Origin of the sequence: Enterococcus sp. AZ163, from assembly GCF_050498925.1 — a bacterium.
Classification (GTDB): domain Bacteria; phylum Bacillota; class Bacilli; order Lactobacillales; family Enterococcaceae; genus Enterococcus_A; species Enterococcus_A ferrettii.
Genome location: NZ_JBIPAO010000003.1, coordinates 519,683 through 544,007, shown reverse-complemented (window position 1 = coordinate 544,007; position 24,325 = coordinate 519,683). Strand labels below are relative to the sequence as shown.

At 40.0% G+C, this 24,325-nt stretch carries 24 protein-coding genes; 5 read left to right on the top strand and 19 right to left on the bottom strand.

Features of this window, described 5'->3' with window-relative positions; genetic code table 11:
* Nucleotides 1–16: 16 nt before the first annotated feature.
* From IGI46_RS24210 to IGI46_RS24195, 4 genes are all read right to left on the bottom strand, one after another.
* Nucleotides 17–1,861: a beta-glucoside-specific PTS transporter subunit IIABC gene (locus IGI46_RS24210; RefSeq protein WP_429965344.1), complete on the bottom strand. Its 1,845-nt coding sequence runs from the start codon at nucleotides 1,859–1,861 to the stop codon at nucleotides 17–19.
* 126 nt (nucleotides 1,862–1,987) lie between these two features.
* Nucleotides 1,988–2,821, bottom strand: a complete 834-nt coding sequence (gene licT / locus IGI46_RS24205) for a BglG family transcription antiterminator LicT (protein WP_429965345.1) — start codon at nucleotides 2,819–2,821, stop codon at nucleotides 1,988–1,990.
* A 260-nt stretch (nucleotides 2,822–3,081) separates the two neighbouring features.
* Nucleotides 3,082–4,326, bottom strand: coding sequence for an MFS transporter (locus IGI46_RS24200; RefSeq protein ID WP_429965346.1), 1,245 nt, complete (start codon nucleotides 4,324–4,326; stop codon nucleotides 3,082–3,084).
* 392 nt (nucleotides 4,327–4,718) lie between these two features.
* On the bottom strand, nucleotides 4,719–5,420 hold the full coding sequence (locus IGI46_RS24195) for a gamma-glutamyl-gamma-aminobutyrate hydrolase family protein (RefSeq protein WP_429974449.1): 702 nt from the start codon (nucleotides 5,418–5,420) through the stop codon (nucleotides 4,719–4,721).
* A gap of 153 nt (nucleotides 5,421–5,573) precedes the next feature.
* On the opposite strand from IGI46_RS24195, the gene IGI46_RS24190 reads away from it, so the two are divergent.
* The gene (locus IGI46_RS24190; RefSeq protein WP_429974448.1) at nucleotides 5,574–7,238 is read left to right on the top strand and encodes a MutS-related protein; all 1,665 of its coding nucleotides are present in this window, start codon (nucleotides 5,574–5,576) and stop codon (nucleotides 7,236–7,238) included.
* 173 nt (nucleotides 7,239–7,411) lie between these two features.
* Here the strand turns inward: IGI46_RS24190 and IGI46_RS24185 are convergent, their stop codons facing one another.
* The 8 genes from IGI46_RS24185 to IGI46_RS24150 all read right to left on the bottom strand — a co-directional run bounded on the left by IGI46_RS24185 (nucleotide 7,412) and on the right by IGI46_RS24150 (nucleotide 14,039).
* A complete protein-coding gene (locus IGI46_RS24185) occupies nucleotides 7,412–8,359 on the bottom strand; it encodes a sugar-binding transcriptional regulator (protein WP_429974447.1) in 948 nt (315 codons plus the stop codon).
* Nucleotides 8,360–8,385: 26 nt separating this feature from the next.
* Nucleotides 8,386–9,351 carry a sugar-binding transcriptional regulator gene (locus IGI46_RS24180; RefSeq protein WP_207703839.1) on the bottom strand — a complete coding sequence of 322 codons (966 nt, stop codon included), beginning with the start codon at nucleotides 9,349–9,351 and terminating at the stop codon, nucleotides 8,386–8,388.
* Nucleotides 9,352–9,408: 57 nt separating this feature from the next.
* Nucleotides 9,409–9,762, bottom strand: coding sequence for a PTS glucitol/sorbitol transporter subunit IIA (locus tag IGI46_RS24175; RefSeq protein WP_207703840.1), 354 nt, complete (start codon nucleotides 9,760–9,762; stop codon nucleotides 9,409–9,411).
* Nucleotides 9,763–9,785: 23 nt separating this feature from the next.
* Nucleotides 9,786–10,790, bottom strand: coding sequence for a PTS glucitol/sorbitol transporter subunit IIB (gene srlE, locus IGI46_RS24170; RefSeq protein ID WP_429974446.1), 1,005 nt, complete (start codon nucleotides 10,788–10,790; stop codon nucleotides 9,786–9,788).
* A gap of 34 nt (nucleotides 10,791–10,824) precedes the next feature.
* Entirely contained in the window at nucleotides 10,825–11,358 is a 534-nt protein-coding gene (gene srlA, locus IGI46_RS24165; RefSeq protein ID WP_429974445.1) for a PTS glucitol/sorbitol transporter subunit IIC, read from the bottom strand.
* Nucleotides 11,359–11,360: 2 nt separating this feature from the next.
* Nucleotides 11,361–11,765 (bottom strand): transcriptional regulator GutM, encoded by a 405-nt coding sequence (locus IGI46_RS24160; RefSeq protein WP_429965348.1) that lies wholly within the window; start codon nucleotides 11,763–11,765, stop codon nucleotides 11,361–11,363.
* Between the two features lie 55 nt (nucleotides 11,766–11,820).
* Nucleotides 11,821–13,065 (bottom strand): NAD(P)H-dependent oxidoreductase, encoded by a 1,245-nt coding sequence (locus tag IGI46_RS24155; RefSeq protein WP_429974444.1) that lies wholly within the window; start codon nucleotides 13,063–13,065, stop codon nucleotides 11,821–11,823.
* Between the two features lie 299 nt (nucleotides 13,066–13,364).
* Complete coding sequence (locus IGI46_RS24150; protein ID WP_207703845.1) at nucleotides 13,365–14,039, bottom strand: hypothetical protein; 675 nt, start codon at nucleotides 14,037–14,039, stop codon at nucleotides 13,365–13,367.
* Between the two features lie 573 nt (nucleotides 14,040–14,612).
* Between IGI46_RS24150 and IGI46_RS24145 the strand changes: the two genes are divergently transcribed.
* Together IGI46_RS24145 and ndk are read left to right on the top strand one after the other, a co-directional pair.
* On the top strand, nucleotides 14,613–16,994 hold the full coding sequence (locus IGI46_RS24145; RefSeq protein WP_429974443.1) for a phosphoketolase family protein: 2,382 nt from the start codon (nucleotides 14,613–14,615) through the stop codon (nucleotides 16,992–16,994).
* A gap of 64 nt (nucleotides 16,995–17,058) precedes the next feature.
* Entirely contained in the window at nucleotides 17,059–17,463 is a 405-nt protein-coding gene (gene ndk, locus IGI46_RS24140) for a nucleoside-diphosphate kinase (RefSeq protein ID WP_429974442.1), read from the top strand.
* 46 nt (nucleotides 17,464–17,509) lie between these two features.
* On the opposite strand, the gene IGI46_RS24135 is transcribed toward ndk, so the two are convergent.
* From IGI46_RS24135 to IGI46_RS24125, 3 genes are read right to left on the bottom strand one after another with little or no spacing between them, the layout of a single operon-like run.
* Nucleotides 17,510–18,028 (bottom strand): YjbQ family protein, encoded by a 519-nt coding sequence (locus IGI46_RS24135; protein WP_429974441.1) that lies wholly within the window; start codon nucleotides 18,026–18,028, stop codon nucleotides 17,510–17,512.
* The gene (locus IGI46_RS24130; protein ID WP_429974440.1) at nucleotides 18,029–18,727 is read right to left on the bottom strand and encodes a triose-phosphate isomerase; all 699 of its coding nucleotides are present in this window, start codon (nucleotides 18,725–18,727) and stop codon (nucleotides 18,029–18,031) included.
* A 20-nt stretch (nucleotides 18,728–18,747) separates the two neighbouring features.
* Nucleotides 18,748–19,581, bottom strand: a complete 834-nt coding sequence (locus IGI46_RS24125) for a class II fructose-bisphosphate aldolase (protein ID WP_429974439.1) — start codon at nucleotides 19,579–19,581, stop codon at nucleotides 18,748–18,750.
* A 142-nt stretch (nucleotides 19,582–19,723) separates the two neighbouring features.
* On the opposite strand from IGI46_RS24125, the gene IGI46_RS24120 reads away from it, so the two are divergent.
* On the top strand, nucleotides 19,724–20,653 hold the full coding sequence (locus IGI46_RS24120) for a sugar-binding transcriptional regulator (RefSeq protein WP_429974438.1): 930 nt from the start codon (nucleotides 19,724–19,726) through the stop codon (nucleotides 20,651–20,653).
* Between the two features lie 94 nt (nucleotides 20,654–20,747).
* Here IGI46_RS24120 and IGI46_RS24115 read toward each other — a convergent pair whose 3' ends face one another.
* The 4 genes from IGI46_RS24115 to IGI46_RS24100 form a co-directional block, all read right to left on the bottom strand.
* Nucleotides 20,748–21,338 carry a DJ-1/PfpI family protein gene (locus IGI46_RS24115; RefSeq protein WP_429965355.1) on the bottom strand — a complete coding sequence of 197 codons (591 nt, stop codon included), beginning with the start codon at nucleotides 21,336–21,338 and terminating at the stop codon, nucleotides 20,748–20,750.
* Between the two features lie 14 nt (nucleotides 21,339–21,352).
* Nucleotides 21,353–21,619 (bottom strand): DUF5960 family protein, encoded by a 267-nt coding sequence (locus IGI46_RS24110; RefSeq protein ID WP_429965356.1) that lies wholly within the window; start codon nucleotides 21,617–21,619, stop codon nucleotides 21,353–21,355.
* Entirely contained in the window at nucleotides 21,612–22,031 is a 420-nt protein-coding gene (locus tag IGI46_RS24105; protein ID WP_429965357.1) for a hypothetical protein, read from the bottom strand. The genes IGI46_RS24110 and IGI46_RS24105 overlap by 8 nt, the downstream gene beginning before the upstream one ends.
* A gap of 163 nt (nucleotides 22,032–22,194) precedes the next feature.
* A complete protein-coding gene (locus IGI46_RS24100) occupies nucleotides 22,195–23,490 on the bottom strand; it encodes a Y-family DNA polymerase (protein WP_429965358.1) in 1,296 nt (431 codons plus the stop codon).
* A 358-nt stretch (nucleotides 23,491–23,848) separates the two neighbouring features.
* Between IGI46_RS24100 and IGI46_RS24095 the strand changes: the two genes are divergently transcribed.
* Nucleotides 23,849–24,280, top strand: a complete 432-nt coding sequence (locus IGI46_RS24095; RefSeq protein ID WP_429965359.1) for a hypothetical protein — start codon at nucleotides 23,849–23,851, stop codon at nucleotides 24,278–24,280.
* Nucleotides 24,281–24,325: the final 45 nt, after the last annotated feature.

Sequence of the window (24,325 nt, the reverse complement as noted above, 5' to 3'; positions counted from 1 at the left end):
TATTTTCATTCAAATTTTACACAACGTACAAGACTGCCTCGTCGTAATTAGCTGTCTTCATTTCATCTTTGGCTACCACATCAATAAAATGGTCGGAGTTAGTTACAACAATTGGTGTGACTGTATCATAGCCAGCTTTTTTTATTGCTGCAAAATCCACTTTCAACAACGGCTGACCTACTGTGATTCGATCATCGACTGAGACTAATGCTTCAAAATATTGGCCTGCTAATTCAACGGTATCAATCCCTACATGGATCAATAGCTCTAAGCCCGCATCACTGGTTAAGCCAATCGCATGTTTTGTCGGGAAGATTGCTGTGACAGTACCATCAAAAGGAGCACGAATCGTATCATCTGAAGGAATAATTGCAATGCCTTCACCCATCATTTTTTTCGAGAACGCCGAATCATTCACTTGCTCTAAAGGAATCACTTCCCCTTTAACTGGTGCAAATACTTTTTTGGGATCGCTGCTGCCAGTTGGTACTTCTAAAATTGCTTCGTCAGCTGGCACTTCTTCTTCGATACCAAAAATCCAGGTTAGTACAAACGTTAGAATAATTGAAGCTGCAGCAACAATACAGGCATTGATAATGTTGCCAGAATTTTCGCCAATGAATTGTGGTAAAGCCACCAATGATGGAACTGCAAAGGCATAAGATTCCAGCCCCGTAAAGCCCATGTATACGCCACAGATTGCACCAGAAATCATCGCTGCATATAAAGGCCGTTTGTATTTCAGCGTCACACCATACAAGGCTGGCTCAGTAACTCCTGCCAACAAAGCGGAAATTCCTGATGCTAAAGCGACTTGCTTTAAGTTTTTGTCTTTGGCTTTCACTGAAACAGCTAAAGCAGCCGCACCTTGAGCTAAGTTTGCCGCCAACATTGCAGGTAAAATTAAAATATCTGGTGTTGCTGGTGAAGCAATTAAGAAAATCGGTGCAAAGGCCCAGTGCATTCCTGTCATAACAATCAATGGCATGAAGGCAGCCATTAAGCCTAGAGCCAACCAACCAGCTTTTCCTTGAACCCAAACAATTGCTGCTGACAAGCCTTGTCCAGCGAAGGTTCCTAATGGACCAACCACTACTAAAGCGATCACGCCTGAAACCAAAATTACCAATAAAGGCTGAGTAAAGCTCTTCATCACTGCCGGAATGACCTTGTTGAAGGCACCTTCAATGTATTTCATCAACCAAACCATAATCAAAATCGGAATAACCGACGAACCGTAAGAGGCTAAAGTAATTGGTAAACCGAACACACTTAACGGACTTCCTTCTGCAACTAACGCTGTAAAGTTCGGATGCAGCATGATGCCGGCAATCGTAACAGCAAGCATAGGAGTAACTTTAAACTTCTGAGCCGCTGTATAAGCTAACATGATTGGCATAAAGTAAAACGGAGCATCCCCAAAAAATGACAAAACTGCAAATGTTTGTGAATCAGCACTCAAAACGCTGATTAAGGGTAAAACAATAAGTAAAACCTTGATCATTCCGCCGCCTAGCATAGCTGGAATCAACGGTGACATACAGCTGGAAATGACATCAACGAAACGTTCAAACAAATTGCCTTTCTCTTCAGAACTCTCTTCAGATGCTGAGGAGAAATTCCCTAATTTACTCAACTCCCGGTAATAATTAGCTACATCATTTCCCATGATGATTTGGTACTGTCCACCCTTTTTCATTACTCCCATTACGCCAGGAATTTTTTTAACCTGCTCGTCGTTTACACGGCCCTCATCTTTTAAAATCAAACGCAACCGTGTCATACAGTGTGTGGCCGAACGGATATTATCCTGTCCACCTACCTGTTCAAAAATTTGTTTTGCCGTCGTTTTATAATCCATTTTTGTCACTCCTTTTTTAGTGTAGGAAGCTTTTTCCAATAGCCGAAAGTAAAAATGACCCAAAGCTGCCGTCATAAACGTTCAGCTTTAGGTCATGCTCCAGAGTTGGATAACAATCCTATTTGTTTATAAGTTTTTTGTAATCCGACGAATATGTGCCGTCAGATAAAGTAATTCAGTCGAGCTTAGTTCATATTCAAATTGCCGCAGAACGTAATCGCGAATTTTTAAGGCACAATCATATTCTGTCACATATTTTCGCTTTAACGTTTCCAAAAGCTCCGCATCTTCATCATCATAGTGCTCTCCCGTCAACAAACGTTGGGCAAAAAACTTCACATGAGTGATAAAGCGATAGTAATCCAAAGAATCTTCATCAAATTCAGTATGGTAATGATTCTTGATAATTTCCTCAATGGCTTTCGTAATTTCAGCAATTTCATATGCAACATCATCTTTGCGATCCAATTCCGCATTCACGAAATGAGTGGCAATGAAGGCTGCCTCGTCAATTTCAAAGGTGACACCCAAATCTTTGCGAATTATTTCCAGTGCTTTTTCCCCCACCGCATATTCATCGGCGTAAAAACGGGCAATATCCCAGCGCAACGGATTTTTTAAAATAATTCCTTCTTGATAACGCTCAATTGCTGAATGAATATGGTCGGTCAAATTGACATAAATAATTTCATTCAAATTTTTGCCAAGCTTAATCTTGCCAAAATTAATAATTTTCTCCGAAACCATAATATGTTCCATCGGCACATTGATTAACAGCTCAGTGAACTTGTTTTGCGTATCCTTATCCCGCAGCAGAAAACTTTTTTCTACCTGCTCAATATCAACTGCATTGCCCTTTTTCTTACCAAAGGCAATTCCCTTCCCCATCAGCAAAACATCAATGCCTTTGCTGTTGGCAGAAATTACCGTGTTGTTGTTTAAAACCCGTTTTATGATCATAAAATTCCCTCGCTAGCCACAAAAAAAGCCCATTTACATACACTACACTTGTGTGGTAAATAGGTCCTGCTCACATTGTGATAACATCCAACATTTTCAGTTTTCATTTTTAGCTGCTGCCTGCTTACCCGAAGTAATAACACCAACAACTTAATGAAAAGGTTATCACGCCAAAACTGAATTGTCAACAAAGTTTTTCAAGAAAGGTCTTCCACCTACATAAAAAGCATACTGATGAAATCACCAGTATGCTTTTAAGCCTAATTTTCTTTCACTACATAAATGTCGCTTTCTTTTGTTTCCTTGAACCAAGTAAAGCATAAAAAGGAAATCAGCAGAATAAAGCTGCCCACGATTAAAATTGGGAAGAAAACAGATGAAGTCGTTCCTTTAAATAGAATGCCCATCACCAATTGACCTAAAGGAACTGCACATTGAGCAACAGCAATAATTGTCGCCATCACTTTTCCTAGGTTTTCTTTCGGCGTAATTCTCTGAACCAAAGAAATTAAGTAGATCGAAATGGCACTCATCATAATTCCAATGACTACACCAACGACCATCACTGCGATAAAACCGACGCCCGCACCGGTAAAGCTAAGCAGTACATTCATCACCAGCAATAAAATACCGGAAAAAGCAAAGGTCAGATAGAAATTATTAAAGCGCAGATTTTTCGTTAAAACCGCTGCAAAAACTGCGCCAATAATATTAGCTAAGCTGAACATCGACATCCCTACGCCATACATGATCTCATTTACCTGCAAGACCATTCGTAAAACGATTGGCAGACCGACAATAAAGAATGACGTTAAACCAAAATTGATCAAGGCTGCAATCACAATCGCCTTGGAAATCACTGGATTATTTTTTACTTCTTTAAATCCCGCCTTCAAATCTCCAGTCAAAATTTCTAAGAGTGTCCCATTCTGCTCGCGTTTTTGGAAAGGGATCTTCAAGAAGCTTTCAATGATGGCTGCAATTATGAAGAAGACAATACTGCTGCCAACAAGTACTTGTGCACCTACCAATCCGTATAATACACCACCAATAATCGGTGCTACAACATTAGATAGTTGTAAGATGCCATTAGATAGGCCATTAATTTTTTCTAATTCATTCTCCTCTACCATTAAAGGAATACTTGCTCCCACTACTGGTGTATCAAAGCTACCGACAATCGATAAAATAAATAATAATAGCCCGATTGCAAAGACAGATTCTGTCATGCCGATAACCAAGAACAAGAATAAGGCCAAAACAGCATTGGAAATATCCATTAATACCATTAACATTTTTCGGTCAAACCGGTCAGCGATTGCTCCTCCGATTGGTGCAAACAGCACCGGGATGCTGGATACTGCCAGCATCGTTGCAAAAATATCCGCCCTGCCGGTTGCATCCAATACAAATAGTGACAAAGCAAAACGCAGAATTGCTCCTCCAAAAACAGAAATGATTTGTCCCAACATTAAGTACACAATGTTCTTTCGATTACCCTTCACAATTTCTCCCACCTTTTCTTTTCTATCCCAAGTGTAAAGGATAACCCCTACAGCTCCATCCGCCTCAGGTCGCATTCTTTTTCCAACTTTTGGTGGAGAACTCCGTTTTGTGCTATCGGTTAGGGCGTGCCTTATACAAGATTCGATGCTCACAGAGCAATCAGACTTTTTTTTGATAAGTTACCAAGAATCACAATGTCAGTAAGAGCCGACGCTAATTGGTACTGATTCAGTGCTTTCCATGTTTCTAGAAATTTCCGCTCATTTGTGACAAAGCTGGTTTATGGAGTCGAATACTATAATTCTCGTTATAACAGAAAAACGGTGCGTATTTTTTGATGCAAAGAAAAAAACGACCAAACCCAAACATCTGGGCCGATCGTTTCATTTGTTTAAAAACAGTGCGCCAAAAACATTTGGATCATCCGCTGATTTTCTTGAGTACCTGCTGCAAAAAATTCAGGGTGCCATTGAACACCTAGTGCAAATTGATTTTCATCCAAATAGATTCCTTCTACTAAGCCATCCTCAGCAATTGCCGTAATTGTCAGCTTTTCTCCTACATCCTTAATTCCTTGATGGTGGTAGCTATTGACCATTAAGCTGTCCCGCTCAAGAATATCAGCCAGCATAGTTCCCTTTGGCAGTTGAACCTTGTGTTGGCCGCGATTATAAGGCAGCTTCATCTGATGCGCTATTTCTGACGAATATTCCGTCGGCAGATCCTGGTACAGGGTTCCGCCAGCAACTACATTCAGCAATTGCGCTCCGCGGCAAATACCAAATACAGGAATGTCTTCTTCTAGCGCTTTTTCCATACAATAAATTTCCATCGTGTCACGAACTTGATGCGTCTCACCGCAAACGACTAATTTTTCTGCATCGTATAATTCAGGAGAAACATCTTGCCCTCCAGTGAATAGGAAGCCTTGACAAGTTTCTAAAAAATAATCCAAGGTTTCAAAATTATCAGTCAGAGGTAAAATGACTGGAATTCCGCCATTCTCCTCAATTAATTCCACATATCCCGGCAGCATCCAAAGACTCTCTTTTTGTCGATCATACAATGGCATAATTCCAATAACAGGTTTCATAGTGCACCTCCAGCTTTTTTTCTCTAGCTCCCATTGTAATTCATCCCCCAAAGTTTGTATAGAACCTTCCTTCAGTTTCCCGTGTCAGCACTTTTCAATTGAGATAAGTTGCTCTATTATTAAAAGAACAATAAAAGATGGGAGTCTTACCCAATGAAGGAAATCACAATTATTATTGGTTTTGCTCTGCTTATATTTTTTGCTTTATTCTGCATCGATCTCTGGTCGAAACACAAATTGAAACAACGTATTCATTATGCCTGGGGAAAAATACCCGAGTTTGCCCGCAACGATCGTGAAGAAAGTTTGATTACTGCCTGGGAAATTACCAAGCAGCTGCAGGATTGGGACAGCGAAATTGATGATGCTACCTGGCATGACTTGGATATGCAGGAAATTTTTCAGCAAATTAATCTAACTTATTCCAGCATTGGCTCAGAAAGCTTGTATCAGCGGCTGCGTAGTTTTCAATTTGCTCAAGATGAGTTAGAGGAATTGATCGCTTTTTTTGAGAAACAACCGGAGCTGCGAGAAAAAATCCAGTATCAATTTGCCCGTTTAGGTAAACTGGACAATAATTTGATCAAAAATTATTTGCTAAAGGAGCAGACTTACAGCTCAAATGCCAGCTTTTGGTTTTATTTAGTGATTGGACTGCTGCCGTTGTTAGGACTTCTTTGGACAGCCATAGCGCCTTCAATTGGTCTGTTACTTTTAGTCGGTTCCCTTTGTTTCAATACTATTCTTTCGATGATTAAAAAGAACAGCTTGGAACGTGAACTGACCAGTATGCGCTATTTAGTTAATTCTGTTTATACAGCCAAGAAGCTGCAAAAATTCCCGCTGCCCAATCAATCCCAGCTGGTGGCACCGTTGACTGCTTTAAAAAGTATTACCCGAGTTGGTTTCGCCTTTAAAGGGCAGGGAGTTAATGAAGCAGATGTGATTGTGGAAAGTCTAATGATGTGCTTCATGATTCCCTTCATTTCTTACCATTTTGTTCAGCGCAAATTAAGGAATCATAAGAAAGAGGCACTTCATTTATGGGAAGCGATGGGGGATTTGGAGTCTGCCTTAGCAGTGTTGAATTTTCGTATGGCAATTGGTCCTACCTGTTTACCGAAATTTAAAGCTGGCGGTCTCACCGCCGAAGAGTGCTATCATCCTTTAGTTGGCGATCCTGTTCCAAATCCAGTGACTTGGCAAAAAAATACCTTGATATCTGGTTCAAATGCTTCTGGAAAATCAACCTATGTTAAAAGCATTGCGATCAATTGTATTTTGGCTCAAACGATTCACACCGCCTTGGCCGAGAGTTTCATTATGGAACCAGGTCATGTCCTGACTTCCATGGCTGTTGAGGACAATGTGATTGAAGGTGACAGTTATTTTATTGCCGAGATAAAATCAATCAAGCGCCTGTTAAACAAAGTTGCAAGCCAAGAGCGCTGCTATTGTTTTATTGATGAAATTTTGCGAGGAACCAACACAGTGGAACGAATCGCTGCTTCAGCCAGTATTGTCCATTGGTTGCAGGAGTACAATAGTTTGGCCTTTATTGCTACCCATGATATCGAACTAACAGAGATGTTGAAAAATGAATGCCGCAACTTGCACTTCTCAGAAAGGATTACTTCAGAAGAAGGAATTGCCTTTGATTATTTAGTTAAAGAAGGGCCGACTACAACTAGAAACGCTTTGCGTTTATTAGAAATCATGGATTATCCTTCTTCCATTACTATCCAAGCACGAAAAGAACTAGCTGCTTTTGAAAAGAATCGAAGTTGGAATGTATTCGTGATGCCAAACGACCAATGATAAAGTCTTTTAAAAAACTACACGAAAATACAGACCCTTTTTAGAGTTTTCTAAAAAACTTTTTCATCAAGAGTTGAAATTAGCACTTGCCAACACGTCATCCAAAACAAAAAAGATGAACTAAAAGAGAAGTTTGTAATCTTCCCTTTTATGTTCATTTTTTCCCATACTTGTTATTTATCTACTAATTGCCGTGCTGTTTTTTCATCAGTAATCAGTACATTTACTAGGTTGCCTTTGAGAGCTGCCCGGATTCCATCAACTTTTTCTTTGCCACCAGAGACTGCAATTCGTCGAGGAATTTTTTTCAAGCGCTCCAGATCAATTGCCAGCACTCTTTTGTTCCAAGAGCAGTCTGCCAGTTGTCCAGAATGGTCGATAAAATTGTAGCAAATATCACCAGCCATTCGCTCCTGAGAATATTCCGAATTGATATTTACCTGATCAGACAAGTAGGCATCTGTCAATGTAGAATAGATTGGAATACCACCGATACCCACCAATGCCATCGTTGCTGCTTCCCCTTCATCAAAAACATTTTTAATAAAAGACTGCTGCATAAAAACTTTTTTTGCTTCTGGATTATCCACAGTAATCGGTGCATGTAATTCTACCGCATGTCCGCCACAGCGGGAAGCAAATAATTCGCATACTTTGTTAGACTGAATAGTAATATGCTCCATACCCATGCCCCCTACTAGAGGAACAAAACGGACATTTGTCATTTGACTTTGTTTGGGGAAGTTAGCAGCTGCTTCATGAACAGTTGTTCCGGCTGAAACACTAATGGTATCCCATGGTTTAATGACACGAGACAGATATTTTGCTGCAGCAATACCTAATAATTTATTTTGCAGTCCTCGACCAGCTGATTCGATACAAATAACTTCCTCCAAATTATAGATACCCGCCAATTTCTCCTCCAAAGCATGAAAAGGACTGGCAAGATCATCATGAATAATGATTTCGACGATGCCCTCTTCTCGGGTACGAACCAAATATTTTGAAACCAGTGACCGGCTGATCTTTACCCGTTTCGCAATTTCTTCTTGCTTCAAGCCTTGTTCATAATACAACGACGCGATTTCCACCAGCAATCGCTTGTCATCTGCTAAGCTCATCTTCATTCCTCCAACGTTGCCGCTTATTATGTAGCACTTTTCGTTTCTTTTCTAGCAAGTAAATATTCGGCTAGTTCATCAGTAACTGCTAAACAATTGATAATTTTCGTATCAATAGCGGTATATAGGGCTTCTTTTTTGTCTTCTTCATAACAGATCGCACAAACCTTATCGATGTTACGGATATCCGTCAGGTTGATTCCGATGACATTTTCATTAATGCGGCAGGATACTTCTTCTCCATTTTCGTCAAAAAAACGTGAATTCACATCCCCGATAACCTGCGCTTGTGCTAAATCTTCAATATCTTGCTGATCAATATAACCGATTTCAGTCATAGTATTGCGTTTAGAAAAAGGTGTTGCCAATCCAACTAAAGCAAAATCGACTTTTTTTCCATCCTCCAGCACATCTTTCACTGTTACATTTTCAACCAAATTTTGCTTAATAACAGGACTATCCACTAAAGCTGGCACGTACAAATACTTACAGTCCGCTCGCAGCTTGCGAGACAGATCGTGGGCAATCTGATTGGAATGGACCTCCACCTGACCAGAGCCCATCCCGCCAATCAACGGAATAATCGTCGCATCTGACTGATTCACATAAGGATATTCATCGACTAGGCGCCGCAAAACCCGTCCCCATGATACACCAATTTTTTTCGCCTTGGCAATATCTTTACGAAAAGTCGAGATAGCCGTCTGAATGATCAGCTTCTCAATTTCTTGCGGTTGCAGATGACTGGTGTCAAGAACTGCCGCTCGCTTGATACCAAAAGCCTTCTGCAGCCTTAACTCCAACTCCACCGAATATGCACTTTGACTGTTAATGTAAATATCCACGATGCCATTATTTTTGGCATCGTTCAAATACTTAGACACTAACTGTCTTGAAATACCTAACTGTTGAGCAATATCCGATTGCTTCATTTCTTCTTTGTAATACATGGTGGCAACTCTAACTAAATCCCGATCATCCTGAATAACCATTGATACCCCTCCTGCTAAACCGAAAAATCCCCCCTGAAAATAAGGGAGGTTTTTTCGCTAACTAAATTCTATATTATCGCCAACTTCAAAAGTTGGAAATTCTCCCGGGCTGACAATAATCGCTCCTGGCAAAATTTCACCGATTTCATTTCTAAAGTAAATCGAAACATGCCCCAATTCATCAAAGTTCGGGTTTGCTTGTGAACCAACGGCTTCTATCTTATAAACCTTTTCGCCAATTTTTAATTGACCCCCTACTTGAATTGAATTGACCGGCTGTTCCTGCACCTCATGAATAACACTAATATCTCGTAATTCTGTGGTAGCACTGGGGCCAAATAAAATGACTAACTGTTCTTCTTCAAAAGCGGGGACCATTGATCCGACTTCAACAATTTTTGTATTTACCATCATTTATTCTCCTAATCTATCGTTTAATACATGCCAAAGCTGGCAACGTAAGCCAAGATAACTGCGGTAAAACCTGTCAGCATTCGACTGTAAAGCAAAGCTGGCACTCCAACCTGAACTGTTTCAGGTTTGGCTTCTCCTAATGATAACCCAACCGGGATAAAGTCACACCCTACGTGGGCATTGATAGCAAATAAAGCAGGCAGTGCGTATTGAACCGGAATGGATCCATTAGCGATTTGGGTCCCAATTAACACACCAATTACCTGCGAAATTACTGCACCCGGTCCTAGAATTGGAGATAAGATAGGAATACTACAGATCAATGCTAACACAATCATGCCAGGAAGTGAACCAGCAAGGGGCGACAATACCTCCGCAATTAAATCGCCAATCCCAGTGTAATTGATAATACCAATCATCATACTAATAAAAGCCATAAAAGGAATGATATTTTTCAACAGCATATCTACTGCATCGCGACCCGATTGATAGAATACACCCATTACGCCGCCAATTCCGCGAGAGAAACGAACTAAGAAACCATCTTTTTTAGCATTTTCTTTTGCGTGATCTTCTTTGGCTTTTGCGTATTTTTCCTCAAACTTTTCTTCTTGCTGCGGTACCGCTGTTTCTGTTGCAGCTGGTGCTGCTCCCTGAGCATCAGTTATCTTCACATTTTCTGGTTTGACACCTGAGACAAAGATATCTTCTGTGATATGCTTTGCTAAAGGTCCAGATGGTGAAGACGGTAAAACATCCACTGTTGAAATCCGTTTCATGGGGTAGACCCCAATACGTGCGGTTCCGCCACAATCAATGACCGCACACAGTGTTTCTTCCTCGGGCACTTGATTTTTAAAGCCATCCCAAGCCTCTGCTCCCGTTAGATCTGCAATTTGCTGAGCTACTGGATGAATCCCGCCGCCAGTTACTGATACAACTTTATTTTTTGTCGCTGTTGGCGTTAACGTTAAACCAACACCCCAACCACCGTTTCCAGGTGATACAAAAACTGATTTGTACATAATTTATTTGCCCCCTATAATAAGAAATTTACTTTTACACGTTTACTTTCTTCGCTTCTTTGGCTATCAAAAACTTAGTTAAACGTTCAGTGACAATTCCCCGCATTAAGATAACCACAATCCCTACTAGAAAATAGCGCACAGCTAAACTGGACTGATTATAACCAGCTTCCATTACCCCATTGGCAATTCCTAAGTAAACAAACAATTCACCTGCATTCGCATATGGGAATAATCCAGTTACAGGATGCAGGAAAGAAACCACTGAATCATAAAATGCAGGTTTTTCATCTTCCTTAACAAACTTCCCAAAAGTATAAGCCATCGGGTTAGTCAACATCATAACTGACAGCATTGGCATGATAGAATAGCGTAAAATCATATATTTTGAACAATAGCGGATAGCTCTGTCAACACGTTCTTCTCCAATAAATGCAATAACTGAGTAAGTGAAAGTCAAAAGGACAATCAGCAAAGGTATAATTCCGGTCATAAATCCCATGAACTGTTCGCCGCCAGCTTCAAATAAGCCAATAAAGTTTTTACCAAACCATTCAATATATTCCATAGTTAATTAACTCCTTCTATTATATGAGCAACCGCTTCCAACTTCCGTAAGTAAATCTTCTCAAGTACACTCTCTACTTGAGATAAGCGTGTCTGCTTCATTTTTTTGTCGTGTATTTCTGCTAAATTGATTCCTTGGTAAGACGGTTCCTGTTTAAAGCGAGCAAAGATAGTAAAGCCTTTACAGACATAACAGCTGATAATTTCGTTATTTTGATCTGCAACTACTGCAACAATTGTCTTAAACAATGAACCCTTTGAGACATCGGTATACAGCTCATGAGAAGCATGATTCTGATAAGCAACCGTGATCTTCTTAATAAAACCTTGATAATACTTCACTTGAAAAATGCTGCCTAAGCTTTGGATCATCATCAAAACGAACAGAACAATCAGCAATTGATGCATTAAATTTCCTCTTTTCTACTGCAGGCAGTATTTTCTGCCTGCAGCGGATTTTTGCTTAAGCAAATGTTTCGTCTTGCAATTTACGTAGTTTATAAACAGTGGTTGATTCATCTAATTCAACATCATCCATCGTTAAGAATGCTCCGTCTTCAATATCCTTTTTAGCGACTGCTCCGGCAATTAAACCAATTGGAATATTGGCATTATTCTTCATGTCTTCATGCGTTTCCAGCACACCACGGACACAGAAGCCGCCGATTCCGTCAATCTTCTCACCAGCCTTAATATCCTTTTTAGCGACACAAACCGTTTCAGATACTGGTGCCCCCATTGGAACAATCGCTGTATCTTGCTCTAACACCGCACGAGCAATGGTAATTGGTGTTTCTAATGAACATAAATGGAATGGACGATATAAGATGTGGTGATCTCGATCCCCTTTCTTCATTAAGTAGTTCATCTCATGCGCTACGCCTTCATTTTGACCTTTAACAATACAGAAAATCCCTGGCGCGATACCGTCAACATATTCTACAACGCCGAATTTACTTAGTACACCACCATTTTCCTTCAAATCTAAGTTCTTCACAGTACCATCTAAATCAGCTGAAATCCCATGCATCCCCACTACGTCAGGAACAAAGCCCATCGCATTAGACAATAGATTCATTTCACCCATCGTTTTGGTTCCATCTTGGAAAGAAGCCAGAATCTTAGGACTCATTACTTGTGCTTTCGCCTTTTCAGCAGCTGTATCAGGATTGGCATGAACCATTAATTTGTTATTCTTTCCTTTACCAGCAACTAGCACTTCCATTCCCATGCTTTTCGCAAATTCATACATTTGCATCGTTGCAGCTGGCTCATCACCATCTGAACCAGTGTAAATTAAATCTGTTGAGTCATATAATTTTTTCATTAATGGCCCAATCGTAATATCAATTTCAACATTTAGTAAAACTAAATGTTTCTTAGCCATCAAGGATTCTAAAGAAATTTGAGCCCCTGCTTCTGGAACACCCGTTGCATCTACAATAATTTCCACCTTGTCTGAATGAATAATATCTTTAAAGTTTTGGCTAATTAAAATATCCACTTTCTTATCCGCGCTAGCATTGTATGCCTCCGCTGCACGATTTGCTGCATCTAAGTTGATATCACTGATTCCGGCTACGATCATCCCAGGAATTGTCGAAATCTGAGAGATCATTCCAAAGCCCATTTGACCAGCACCGATTACCCCAACCTTGATTGGAGCACCATTTTTTTCCCGTTCTAATAATTTTCCATATAACGTCATTTGAAACCCTCCAAACTTTTTGTCATATGCTAATGTTATTGGCATATGTCTTACAAGGATTAGTATAGCATCTAAAGTTAGTTTGTCAACGCTTTCTGTCAACTTTTTCTCAAAATACGTAAATTATGTCACGTTCGATTGAACATTTGTTAATGTAAGAAAACGAATTTTATTGAATATAAAATAACGGTTATCCATATGATTTTACTTTCATATTTAGTTTAAGCCTGAAAAAAAGACAAAAAAATCTGCCGCTAGCGAAAGATTCACCAGCAACAGACTGCGTAGTTTATTTATTTTTATGCGTTTAAAAAGGTTTGAACTTTTTTGTAATCGTTGACGACATTTAACATTTCCTGTCTCTTTTGTTGAGTGCTCTCGTTACAGCTAACTTCGCCTACTCCGTCCAGCCCCATCATTAAACTATTTAATACCCTATTTGATGAAATTGTATTCGCACCGTAAATAATCGCCAACTGTGGATACTCTTTTTTTAGCCGAGCCACTAACCTCTTTTGCTCATTGCATTGTTCTTTAAAGACTGCATCAGCTGACTGTTTGCTGTCAAACTTCCATTTTAGAATATCCAAATAAGCTAGTACCTCCTCTGGTAATTCAAACGGAGCCTCCGTACGAACCAGAATTAAATAGCCGATCTTTTTCGCCGCCTGCAAAATGGCGATTGCTTGGTCTAGCTGTTTCATCTCATCAAAAATTAAAACAGCAGCGCCTGCTTCTCGAAGCTCTTCAAGTTTCTCAGACGATTGACCTTCAAACACGATTCCTATCCAGAGACGCTTTGTCGCTGCATTAAGTTGAGCAACGTCATCAACACTTGCAGTAAAAATGGTATCTAACCCTAATTCAATGCTCTTTTGATCCATTTGAACAGCATTTTCAACAGCTGCCTCTCCTTTCCAAAGTACTTGAGAGTTAACACAATAAAATGGGAGCGTTAAATGTTTTTTCTGCATCGATTATCTTCCTTTCTGACTTCTCTATTAGTGAATTAAATCACAAATAGTGATAAAAAATTAATGTGCTTTTCAATGGCAAACTACGATTTCCTTAGGTATCCTACTGATAGTTCTGTATTATTGCACAAGAAAAATGGCTGGTCAACTGTTTATTTGTGAATAATTGATCAATATTTTACTGTTAATTTTATATCTACTATAAATTGATTTAGAAAATTACGTACTCAATTTTTTTCGAACCTCCTTGTCTTTGTATGAAAATCCACGATAACTTTCTTACTATTTCCGGATTATGTTTTTTGTAGAACAAGTGCCTATTGTCTGGTTATGCGAACATCATTGAAAATTTCCTTTGTTATTTTATTTAAATTTTCTAAACTTTTCTCTCTATCAAGAAATACTTTCCCTGCGATAAAAATTTATTCCAGCTGCAGATAGTTTTAAGGTCTTCTCATTGATCTGAAACTACTTAATTTGTTCTTTTATAAAAAAGTAGTTTACTTATTCACAAGTTAAAGGTATATTGTACTCAAATAATAAAAGTAAATTTTACTACAAAGGAGTTTTATCATGACAGTCAATTTTGATTCTCAAGAATATTTAGGAAAGGTTGATGCCTGGTGGCGGGCAGCAAACTATATTTCTGTAGCACAAATGTATCTGAAGGACAATCCCCTGTTGCGACGTCCAATCCAAAAAGAAGATGTTAAGACTCATCCAATTGGTCATTGGGGTACCATTTCTGGCCAGAACTTTTTATATGCTCACTTAAATCGAGCGATTAACAAGTATGACCTGAATATGTTTTACGTTGAAGGTCCTGGTCACGGTGGTCAGGTTATGGTGTCAAACTCTTATATCGACGGCAGCTATAGCGAAATTTACCCTGAGATTACCGAAGATGAAGCTGGATTAAAGCATCTGTGCAAAGTCTTTTCTTTCCCTGGTGGTATCGCCTCTCATGCCGCACCAGAAACACCTGGCTCCATTCATGAAGGCGGCGAGTTAGGTTATGCTTTATCTCACGCTACGGGAGCCATTTTGGATAATCCTGAAGTCATTGCAGCCACTGTAGTTGGCGACGGTGAAGCTGAAACTGGTCCATTAGCCAGCGGCTGGTTCTCTAACGTCTTCATTAATCCTGTTAACGATGGAGCCGTTTTACCGATTCTTTACTTAAACGGTGGTAAAATTTCTAACCCGACTATTCTTTCTCGCAAGAGTAATGCCGATTTAGCTAAGTATTTTGAAGGCATGGGCTGGAAGCCTTACTTCGTTGAGGGAACTGATCCAAAGCAAGTTCATCCATTAATGGCTGAAACTTTAGATGCAGTTGTAGAAGAAATAAAGGCAATTCAAACTAAAGCCCGCAAAGGCAAGGCTAAAGCTGCTGAAATGCCGCAATGGCCAGTAATTGTTTTCCGTACACCTAAAGGCTGGACTGGACCAGAAACTTGGGATGGTGAACAAATTGCCGGCACTTTCCGAGCTCACCAAGTGCCGATTCCAGTGGACTCTGAACATATGGACCATATTGATAAATTAGTGGACTGGTTGAAGTCTTATCGTCCAGAAGAATTATTTGATGAAAATGGCAAAATTGTTGAAGAACTGAAGGCAATTTCACCTAAAGGCGATAGCCGTATGTCCACTAACCCAATCACTAACGGCGGTATCGATCCGAAACCAATGAAAATGCCCGATTGGAAACAGTATGCCATCGATACAACTAGACCAGGTGCGGTAATGGCCCAAGACATGATCATTTTTGGTCAACAGGCTCGAGACATGATTACAGAAAATCCTACCAATTTCCGTATCTTTGGACCAGATGAAACAAAATCGAATCGCCTGAACAAAGTCTTCGAAGTAACTGACCGTCAATGGTTGGAACCAAAAGACAGTACGGATGAATGGCAGTCTTCAGCTGGCCGCGTAATCGATGGTCAGTTATCAGAGCATCAAGCAGAAGGTTTCTTAGAAGGCTATGTTTTAACCGGTCGTCATGGCTTCTTTGCCAGCTATGAATCTTTCTTAAGAGTAGTGGACTCAATGTTGACTCAGCACTTCAAGTGGATGCGCAAAGCCAGTGCTCATACATGGCGGAAACAGTACCCGGCCTTGAATGTAATTGCAACTTCCACTGTATTCCAGCAAGATCATAATGGCTACACTCATCAAGATCCAGGGGTGTTGACTCATTTAGCGGAAAAGAAACCGGAATTTATTCGAGAATATTTACCAGCAGATGCCAATAGCTTAATGGCTGTAATGGACAAAGCAATGCAAGACAAACAAGTGATTAACTTGATCGTTTCCAGCAAACACCCACGTCCACAGTTCTATTCAGCAGCTGAGGCCGAAGAACTAGTTGAAAATGGCTTGAAAATTATCGACTGGGCAAGTACAGCAAATGATGAAGAACCTGACTTAGTGATTGCAGCAGCCGGAACGGAACCAAACTTAGAAGCATTAGCGGCAGTTTCAATTTTAAACAAGCAGTTCCCAGAATTAAAAATTCGCTTTATCAACGTGGTAGACATTTTGAAATTACGTCACCCTGATGTAGATCCTCGCGGCTTAAGAAACGAAGAGTTTGATATGCTATTTACAGCGGACAAACCGATCGTCTTTGCATTCCATGGTTATGAGGGCATAGTTAGAGATATTTTCTTTGATCGCAACAACCACAACCTTCATATTCATGGTTACCGAGAAAATGGGGACATCACTACCCCATTTGATATGCGGGTCTTTAGTGAAATGGATCGCTTCCACTTAGCACAAGATGCAGCAAATGCAGTTTATGGTTCCCAAGCGGCCGAATTTTCTGCTAAAATGGATGAAACACTCCAATTTCACCATGACTACATTCGCACAGAAGGAACGGATATTCCAGAAGTTGCCAGTTGGAAATGGGAAACACTGAAAGTAGCAGTTGCCAAACGTTAGGTTCTCAGGAGGTTTAGTTTCGACTAAACCTCCTTTATTAATTAAAAAAAGGAGATGAACAGATATGGAACAAACATTGGTCATTATTAAACCGGATGGAGTAGAGCGCAAGCTGATTGGTCGCATTATCCAACGCTTTGAGGACAAAAATTTAACCATTAAGGAAATGTATCAAGGTGTAATTTCTAAAGCCGTTGCAGAAAGTCACTATGCTCATTTAAAGGACAAGTCCTTTTTCCCTGAACTGATTGCTTACATGACTTCAGGCCCAGTCGTATGTTTACTATTAGAAGGAAATGATGTCATTGCATTGGTGCGTCAGATGCTTGGAGCAACCAATATATTGAAAGCGGTACCTGGAACTATCCGTGGCGATTTCGCCTGCAGTACTACGGAAAATATTGTTCACGCTTCTGATTCACCAGAAAATGCCGCAATTGAAATCCGGCGGTTCTTCAGCCATTTGTAACATAAAAGATCAATCACCGCTTGTGAAAAAGCAATGATTGGTCTTTTTATTCTCCCATCAGCATTAGGTTGCAGGTTCTTGTCCGTTCGCGATTTTGATCCCAATCGACAAAGTATAGATAACCCACGGAACCAATTAAGGGCTGTTCGTCTTTAATGATGACTGTTTCACTTGCTCCAAAGAGAGAACCTTTAATATGAGCATCTGCATTTAAAATGGATACTGGATCCGGTAAATAATTCGGATCAGCGGCTGCTAACTCTTTTAAAAATGCCACATGCTCTGGTCCAGGATACAAATAATCTGATTCAGTAAATTGACGGGGAATTAATTTATCCAAAATCCGATTTTGATCTACCTGCAGATATTCATCTCCCTTCCAGTCTTTGTCATGGACATATTCTTCAAAAATGACTGAACAAGTTGTATGTGGAGTAGTAATGGCACAAAAGCCATCCTTTATTTCAGCTGCTTCAATTAGTTTGCGTAAATCAGCAGTAATATCAATATAGCTGACTTTACCAGCTTGTGTTTTAATGGATAATTGTTTTTGGATGACCTTCATTTATTTACCTCTTTCTTTGTATGCTTGCACCACTGCTTCAACCATCTGGGTTAACATATCTGCTGGTGAAGCTGCATTAGTAATGCCACTAGTGCAGCCTGTTCCATCTGCTCCCAGCTTAATGGTGCGATACACGTCTTCCCCACTGCTGATACCAGCTGCCTGCATAACTAAGATATTCGGATTAATTTCTTTAATGGTTTGATTGGTTTGTTCAATATAGTCGCTTCCGCTAGTTTGACCGGTACCGATTAGTTCAGTCGGTTCGCACAAAATAATATCCGCTCCTAAAATTGCCACTGCTCTTGCCTCATCAATAGAATCAGCACAAACAATTGTTTTCATTCCTAATTCCTTAGCTCGCTTCATCGCTTGGGTCAGTCCTGCTAAAGTCAAAGGTCGTTCAGCATGGTTCAAGAAAACCGCTCTTGCCCCAGCATAATAAACCGACTCTGGCAACACATGACCGATCCCTCGACCAGGTGTGATACCGTCCATATGTTGAGCTGTGACCACGATTTTTTCGGTTGCTTGCTTTACTGCACTAATGTCCGCAAAAGGCACGGTTACTAACACGGTGCACTCCGGATATTTTGCGGCTAATTCATCTGCTCGCTGCGCCAGTTTTAACAGCTCTTCACCATAAAGATAAGATTTGGGATTAAAGACAAAAAATGGTTGCTTAATTTCTACTGTCATTTTGAAAGGTTCCTCTCTTTTTACACGTCTTTTGTAGCAAATACTTTGTAGCAGCTTTCTAATACCTCAGCCATTGCTTGATTTGCCAATTGTTTCATTTCTAAATAATCCTTAGGCTTGCCATCCTTGTTTTTGCGATACGCTGCCTGTAAAAAGTCAGTAAAAATATTAATCTTGGAAATGCCATTAGTAGCACAGCGATTCAAATTGTCAGTTCCCGAGGAAGAGCCTCCATGCAAGACTAAAGGAACCTCACAAATTTTACTGATTTCTTGTAGTCGTTCAAAGTTCAAGACGGGGGTTCCTTTATAAGCACCATGAGCCGTTCCAATTGAAACTGCCAGTGAATCGACTAGGGTTTCCTTAAGAAAGGTTTTCACATCTTTTACTTCGGTATAGATAGAATCAGTGGTTTCGTGATTCTCGTAATTCGTTCCGGCACCCACATGTCCCAGCTCAGCTTCTACTGATACCTCTTTTTGGTGAGCATAAGCCACAACTTCCTTTGTCAATTTGATATTGTTTCCCAGGCTTTCTTTTGACGCATCAATCATAACTGAAGTAAAACCCAAATCAATTGCTTGCTTGATAAAAGCGAAATCCTCTCCATGATCTAAATGCAAAGCAACTGGAACAGACACTTTGTCAGCTAAGTATTTGCCGATTAAGGCCGCTTCTTCTAAAGAAATTAAGTCTTTGTGAGCTTGCGCAAAGGGTAAGATTAGCGGTTTGTTAAGCTTTTCAGCTACGGTCACAAAGGTTCGGGCCGAATCTAAATCGATAAAATTAGTTGCTGGTATGGCATAATTTTCCTTCTTTGCTTTGTTAAGCATTGCTTTTGAGTTTACTAACACATGATCGCATCCTTTACATTTGTAAATTAACGTTTACTTTTGTAAAAATTGTAGTATGATAATAGAAGAATGTCAATTGAATCCAGCGTTATCATTTGGTATATATCAGCGAACTACGTAACATTTGTCGAGGAGGACATGTATGATTGAACGCGAAGAAATGATGCTAAAAGCAGCTTTATATTATTATGAAGAAGAGATTACCCAGAGCGAGATCGCTAAGTTACTAAAAGTCTCCCGACCAACCGTTGCAGCGCTGCTGCAAGAGGCCAAAGACAAGGGCATCGTGAAAATTACCATTCAACACAGTCATTTACGCTCCTTAAAGCTGCAGGAAAAGCTAGTAAAAAAATATCAACTGGCAAATGTAAAAATTGCTTCAGCCACTAAAGAGACAGAAAGCAATCTGAAAGCGGCCGCAGGAAAATTATGTATGGAGCTGATTGAACCGTTATTGCCGTCCATCCAAAGACTGGGAATTGGCTGGGGAACCACACTTTTTGAATACGTCCAACAAGCCAACTATCTCCACCTGGAGCCGTTAAAAATAATTCCCTTGATTGGTGGTAATGGTCTGTCCACTGTCCGCTTTCATTCTAATCATTTGGCTTTTGTTTTATCACAGAAGTATCATTGCGAGGTTTCTTATTTTTATGCCCCAGCCATTGCTGACACACAAGCAGTGAGGGATACGTTGGTGGAAACAAATCTGATTAGAGAGGTCATGGAGGAAGGTCGTCAAGTGGATATGGCCGTCTTAGGTGTCGGAGATCCCGTTCATTCTTCTACTTACGAAAAACTGGACTATATTTCTGATGAAGACACTGCCTTGCTGATAAATGAAGGAATCATTGGTGATATTGGAGGTACCTTTTTTAAGGCAAATGGGGCAGTGCTGGAAAAAGGAATTGCTCAGCGGATGCTTGGAATTAAACTAGCCGATATCAAAAAAATTAACCGGGTAGTCGTTGTAGCTACTGGAAAAGAAAAAGCGAAAAGCATTCAGACATTGCTGAATATGGCTGTCATCACCGATTTAATTGTTGATGAGGAACTTGCACAATTACTATAAAAATCAAAAACCCGAATCAGTCCCTTCCTTCACATTGAAGGAAAAACTGGTTCGGATTTTTTATTATGAATCCTGCTGAATAATTCCTGTTTAATTAGCCATCAGGATTGCCATAAGCTTGATAATAAGCATAATAGCCCATACGTTGCAAATCCATCGTTCGCTCAATCGTCTGCTCATCAGAAAAAGCCGTTGCCTTCAACAAGGCTTCAGTAAATTCCAAAGCAGCCGTACCATTAGCTGTAACCAAATTACGATCTTGAACCACTTGTTTATGAATGAACTGGTGAGAATTCGTATATTGCACAGCATTCTGACCTATTCTTTGGTCATTGGCCGTGTGATAATAAGTACGCAATAAACCATTCTGAGCTAAATAGTCCACTGCTCCGCAAATGGCTCCAACCGGCGTCCCGTTCTCTAAAGCTTGGGCAATAATTTTTTTCAACAGGGAATGTTTAAATCCCCATGAATTACTACCAATCAATACCAATACATCGATTTTTTTCGGTATTTTTTCGATTAAATAATCGACTTCGACTGTAAAGCCGCCCAAGGAGGTAACCTGCTGCTCAATAGATGCTGTTTTTATTTCCCAATTTTTCTGTTGATTCAATTGACTGGCGAGATAAGCACCTTGCCAATCAGCATATTCTTCTAATAGCAAAAATACGGCTCGCTTCATTGTTGTCCCCTTCTCTAATCACAGCGCAAGTATTTATACTTTTTAACTCGTGAGGTTTCAAAAGTTTCTACTTCAAAATAGAAATGATGGTCTTTGCGATCCTTCGTAATAACTGCTGGCATCATAAAATAAGTGATCCCTTGCGATTCCATTAAATAGAGCAGATCTTCCTTAACCGCAAAAAGCGGCACTGCTGAATCCACCAGTCGATGGTAATCTTTAGTAAACTGGTCATCTTCTTCGCTTTTAAATTCAAAAACTGCTCCATTTGTATCAAGCATCAGACTCATCCTTGGTCAAAATTTTATTGGCACCCAATAGCCTAACATGACGAATTTGTTCAATTTCCAGATGAATCATATCCTCCTCATCCGTCGCCAGATAGATAAGCTGTTCCTTTTGACCAATTACCCGACCTACCAAGTCATCGTAATACTTGCGTTCACTGTCCAGAGCCTCCAACTGCAAAACAACCCGTTTATTCTGTGTATAGGATTGCTGTAGTAACAGACCTATTTCTTCCAATGTTTGCTGGGACTTTTGTAAATTTTCTTTGTAGCGCTGTTGGTTATCTTTATTTAGAATAGCGGTATGATCTGATAGATAAAAGCCAATCCATTTGATCATTCCCCGATCCTGATAATTTTGTTTTGCTTCTAAAAATAATTCCATTGCTGTTTCATCATCATACACAGCAAAAACCCCTTTTCATTACGAGTGCAGTGATAAGAAAGCGTCAACTGCCTCATTTAATTTCATGCCTGAAATGATTTTATTCATGGCTTAAAATAGAAAATATTATTCTTTAGCAGTGGGGAACTGCTGTTTCTTGTGTTTTTTCCTATATATCTATCAGCTACATTCCGTCCATCCCGCCTGCATGTCCGCCAACTAAGCCCGCTCGATCAATGGCGGTGGCACCCTCTAATAATGAATGGGCCCGAACAATCGAGCGAAATTGATATTTGCTGCGAATTTGTCCAACGATATCATCTATTTGATCTTCTTTGATAGACTGTTGCGGCTCTTCGAATAAATTCAACTGTAAACCACTGGCCGGCTGTAGAGAAGAAACATTTACTGTAATCTTACGCACCTCCGAGCGATCCCAGTATTTGGCAAACATCTGAAGCGCCTGTTGCGTCAGTTTTTTCCCTTGGTTGGTTGCCGGCATTTTCGTTTGATGATGAAAACCGCCACGCTTTTGATCACCGTTATACGCATAACCCATCCCTAGATGCAACGTGGCTCCCATCACATCAGCTTTTCGCAAACGTTGCGCAACTTGTTCGCAAATTTCAGCTAGAACAGCTTCAATCTCTTCTTTGCGAGCATAATTTTTCGGTAAAATTTGTGAATTTCCAATTGATTTTTCTTTCTTAGGATAATTATCCTTTTCAGACAAAATCGACCGATCAATCCCCCAAGCGTGCATATAATGCTGGAGGCTGATCACACCAAAATAATTCTTTAATCTAAACGGATTTGCATGGGCCAAATCCCCCATCGTTCGCAACCCCATACGGTTATAGCGAATTTCCATTCGATGACCAATCCCCCAGAAATCGCTTAGCTTTAAAGGCCAAATTTTTTCTGGCACATCCTGGTAAGTCCAATGAGCAAACAAGGAGCCATTCTTTTTGGCCTCCATGTCCATTGACACCTTAGCCAATAAGGGATTTACCGCCAAACCAACACTCGTGTAAATTTTCAATTTTCGTAAAATCTCCTGCTGAATAGCTTTAGCAACCTCCTCCGGGCTATCTCCAAATAAACGCCAGCTATGGGTCAAGTCGCCAAATTGTTCATCAATACTATAGGTGTGGATGTCTTCATCCGCCATATATTGACGGAAAATAGTCAGAATTTCCATGTGGTACTTCATGTATAGCGTCATTCTTGGCGGTACGATGATCAAATCGGGATGATCCGGTACTTCGAATCCTCGACTGACATTACTGATTCCCAAGATTTTTTTAGCCATCGGACTGGCAGCCAAAATCAAACCCGCATCGTTACGATCACCGCTCATTACAACTAGTAAGGTGGTTATCGGATTCAATCCGAGCTCTACACACTCTACACTGGCATAAAAACTTTTGGAATCCATACAAAAAACTTCACGTACTGGTTCTCCTTTATAAAGATCCATTTTTCTTCCCTCAATTCAAACAAACATACGTTCCCTTAAATTAAAGCATGTTTGAAAGGGAATTGTCAATAGATAGTCTCTGTCTCTTTTTATTTTTTTCTGCTGTCTCATACCTAACATTATTTATAGCCGCTCAACCCTTTATGGGTTCAAACTTCCAGCAGTTCCAGAAAATTCTATACCGTATTTTTTTGATGACGAATGGGAATTGGTTATTAATCGTTTGTTTGTTAGTAAAGATGAAAGTGGTTAAAAGCATGGTTGGACCCTAAGCAATGTAGATTGTAAATACTCCACTCAGGAAAATTGTGATTTATTAACCATTTTAAGTACTTTAACAATTTTTGAAAAATATGGCGTGCGCCGCTTCGCTAAGCTGGTGAAAAGCGGTTTTACTACCACGGAAATTGATTACATTGGTAAAAAAGAAGAAGAAAAGATAGAAGTGTGGAAAGAACAGACTGCACCTGATTCAGGCCCAGACAGCTCCAATGATTCAGAGGAAGTTAGCGAAAAAACACCGACTGTAACAACTCATTTTGCCAGTTCTGCTGCTCCACCTAAGGATGAAGAAAAGGAAACAAAAGTTTTTGCCTCCTCCACTAGCACTACTCAAAACGACAAAAAGAGACAGAACCGAAAGCAGACAATGGATCATCAGAAAAAATGTATGTCCGAAATCCCTTTACCGAACTCGATAAAACCAAAAAATCTAGCTTCAACAGCCCTAAAAAGAAAAAAAGCGAAAGAAGAAACGGAAATAGACAACTTAAGGCTTGTTTTTAGTTGAAGCAGACTTGGTTATACACTAGAAAAAGTTTTTAAGTAAGAAAAA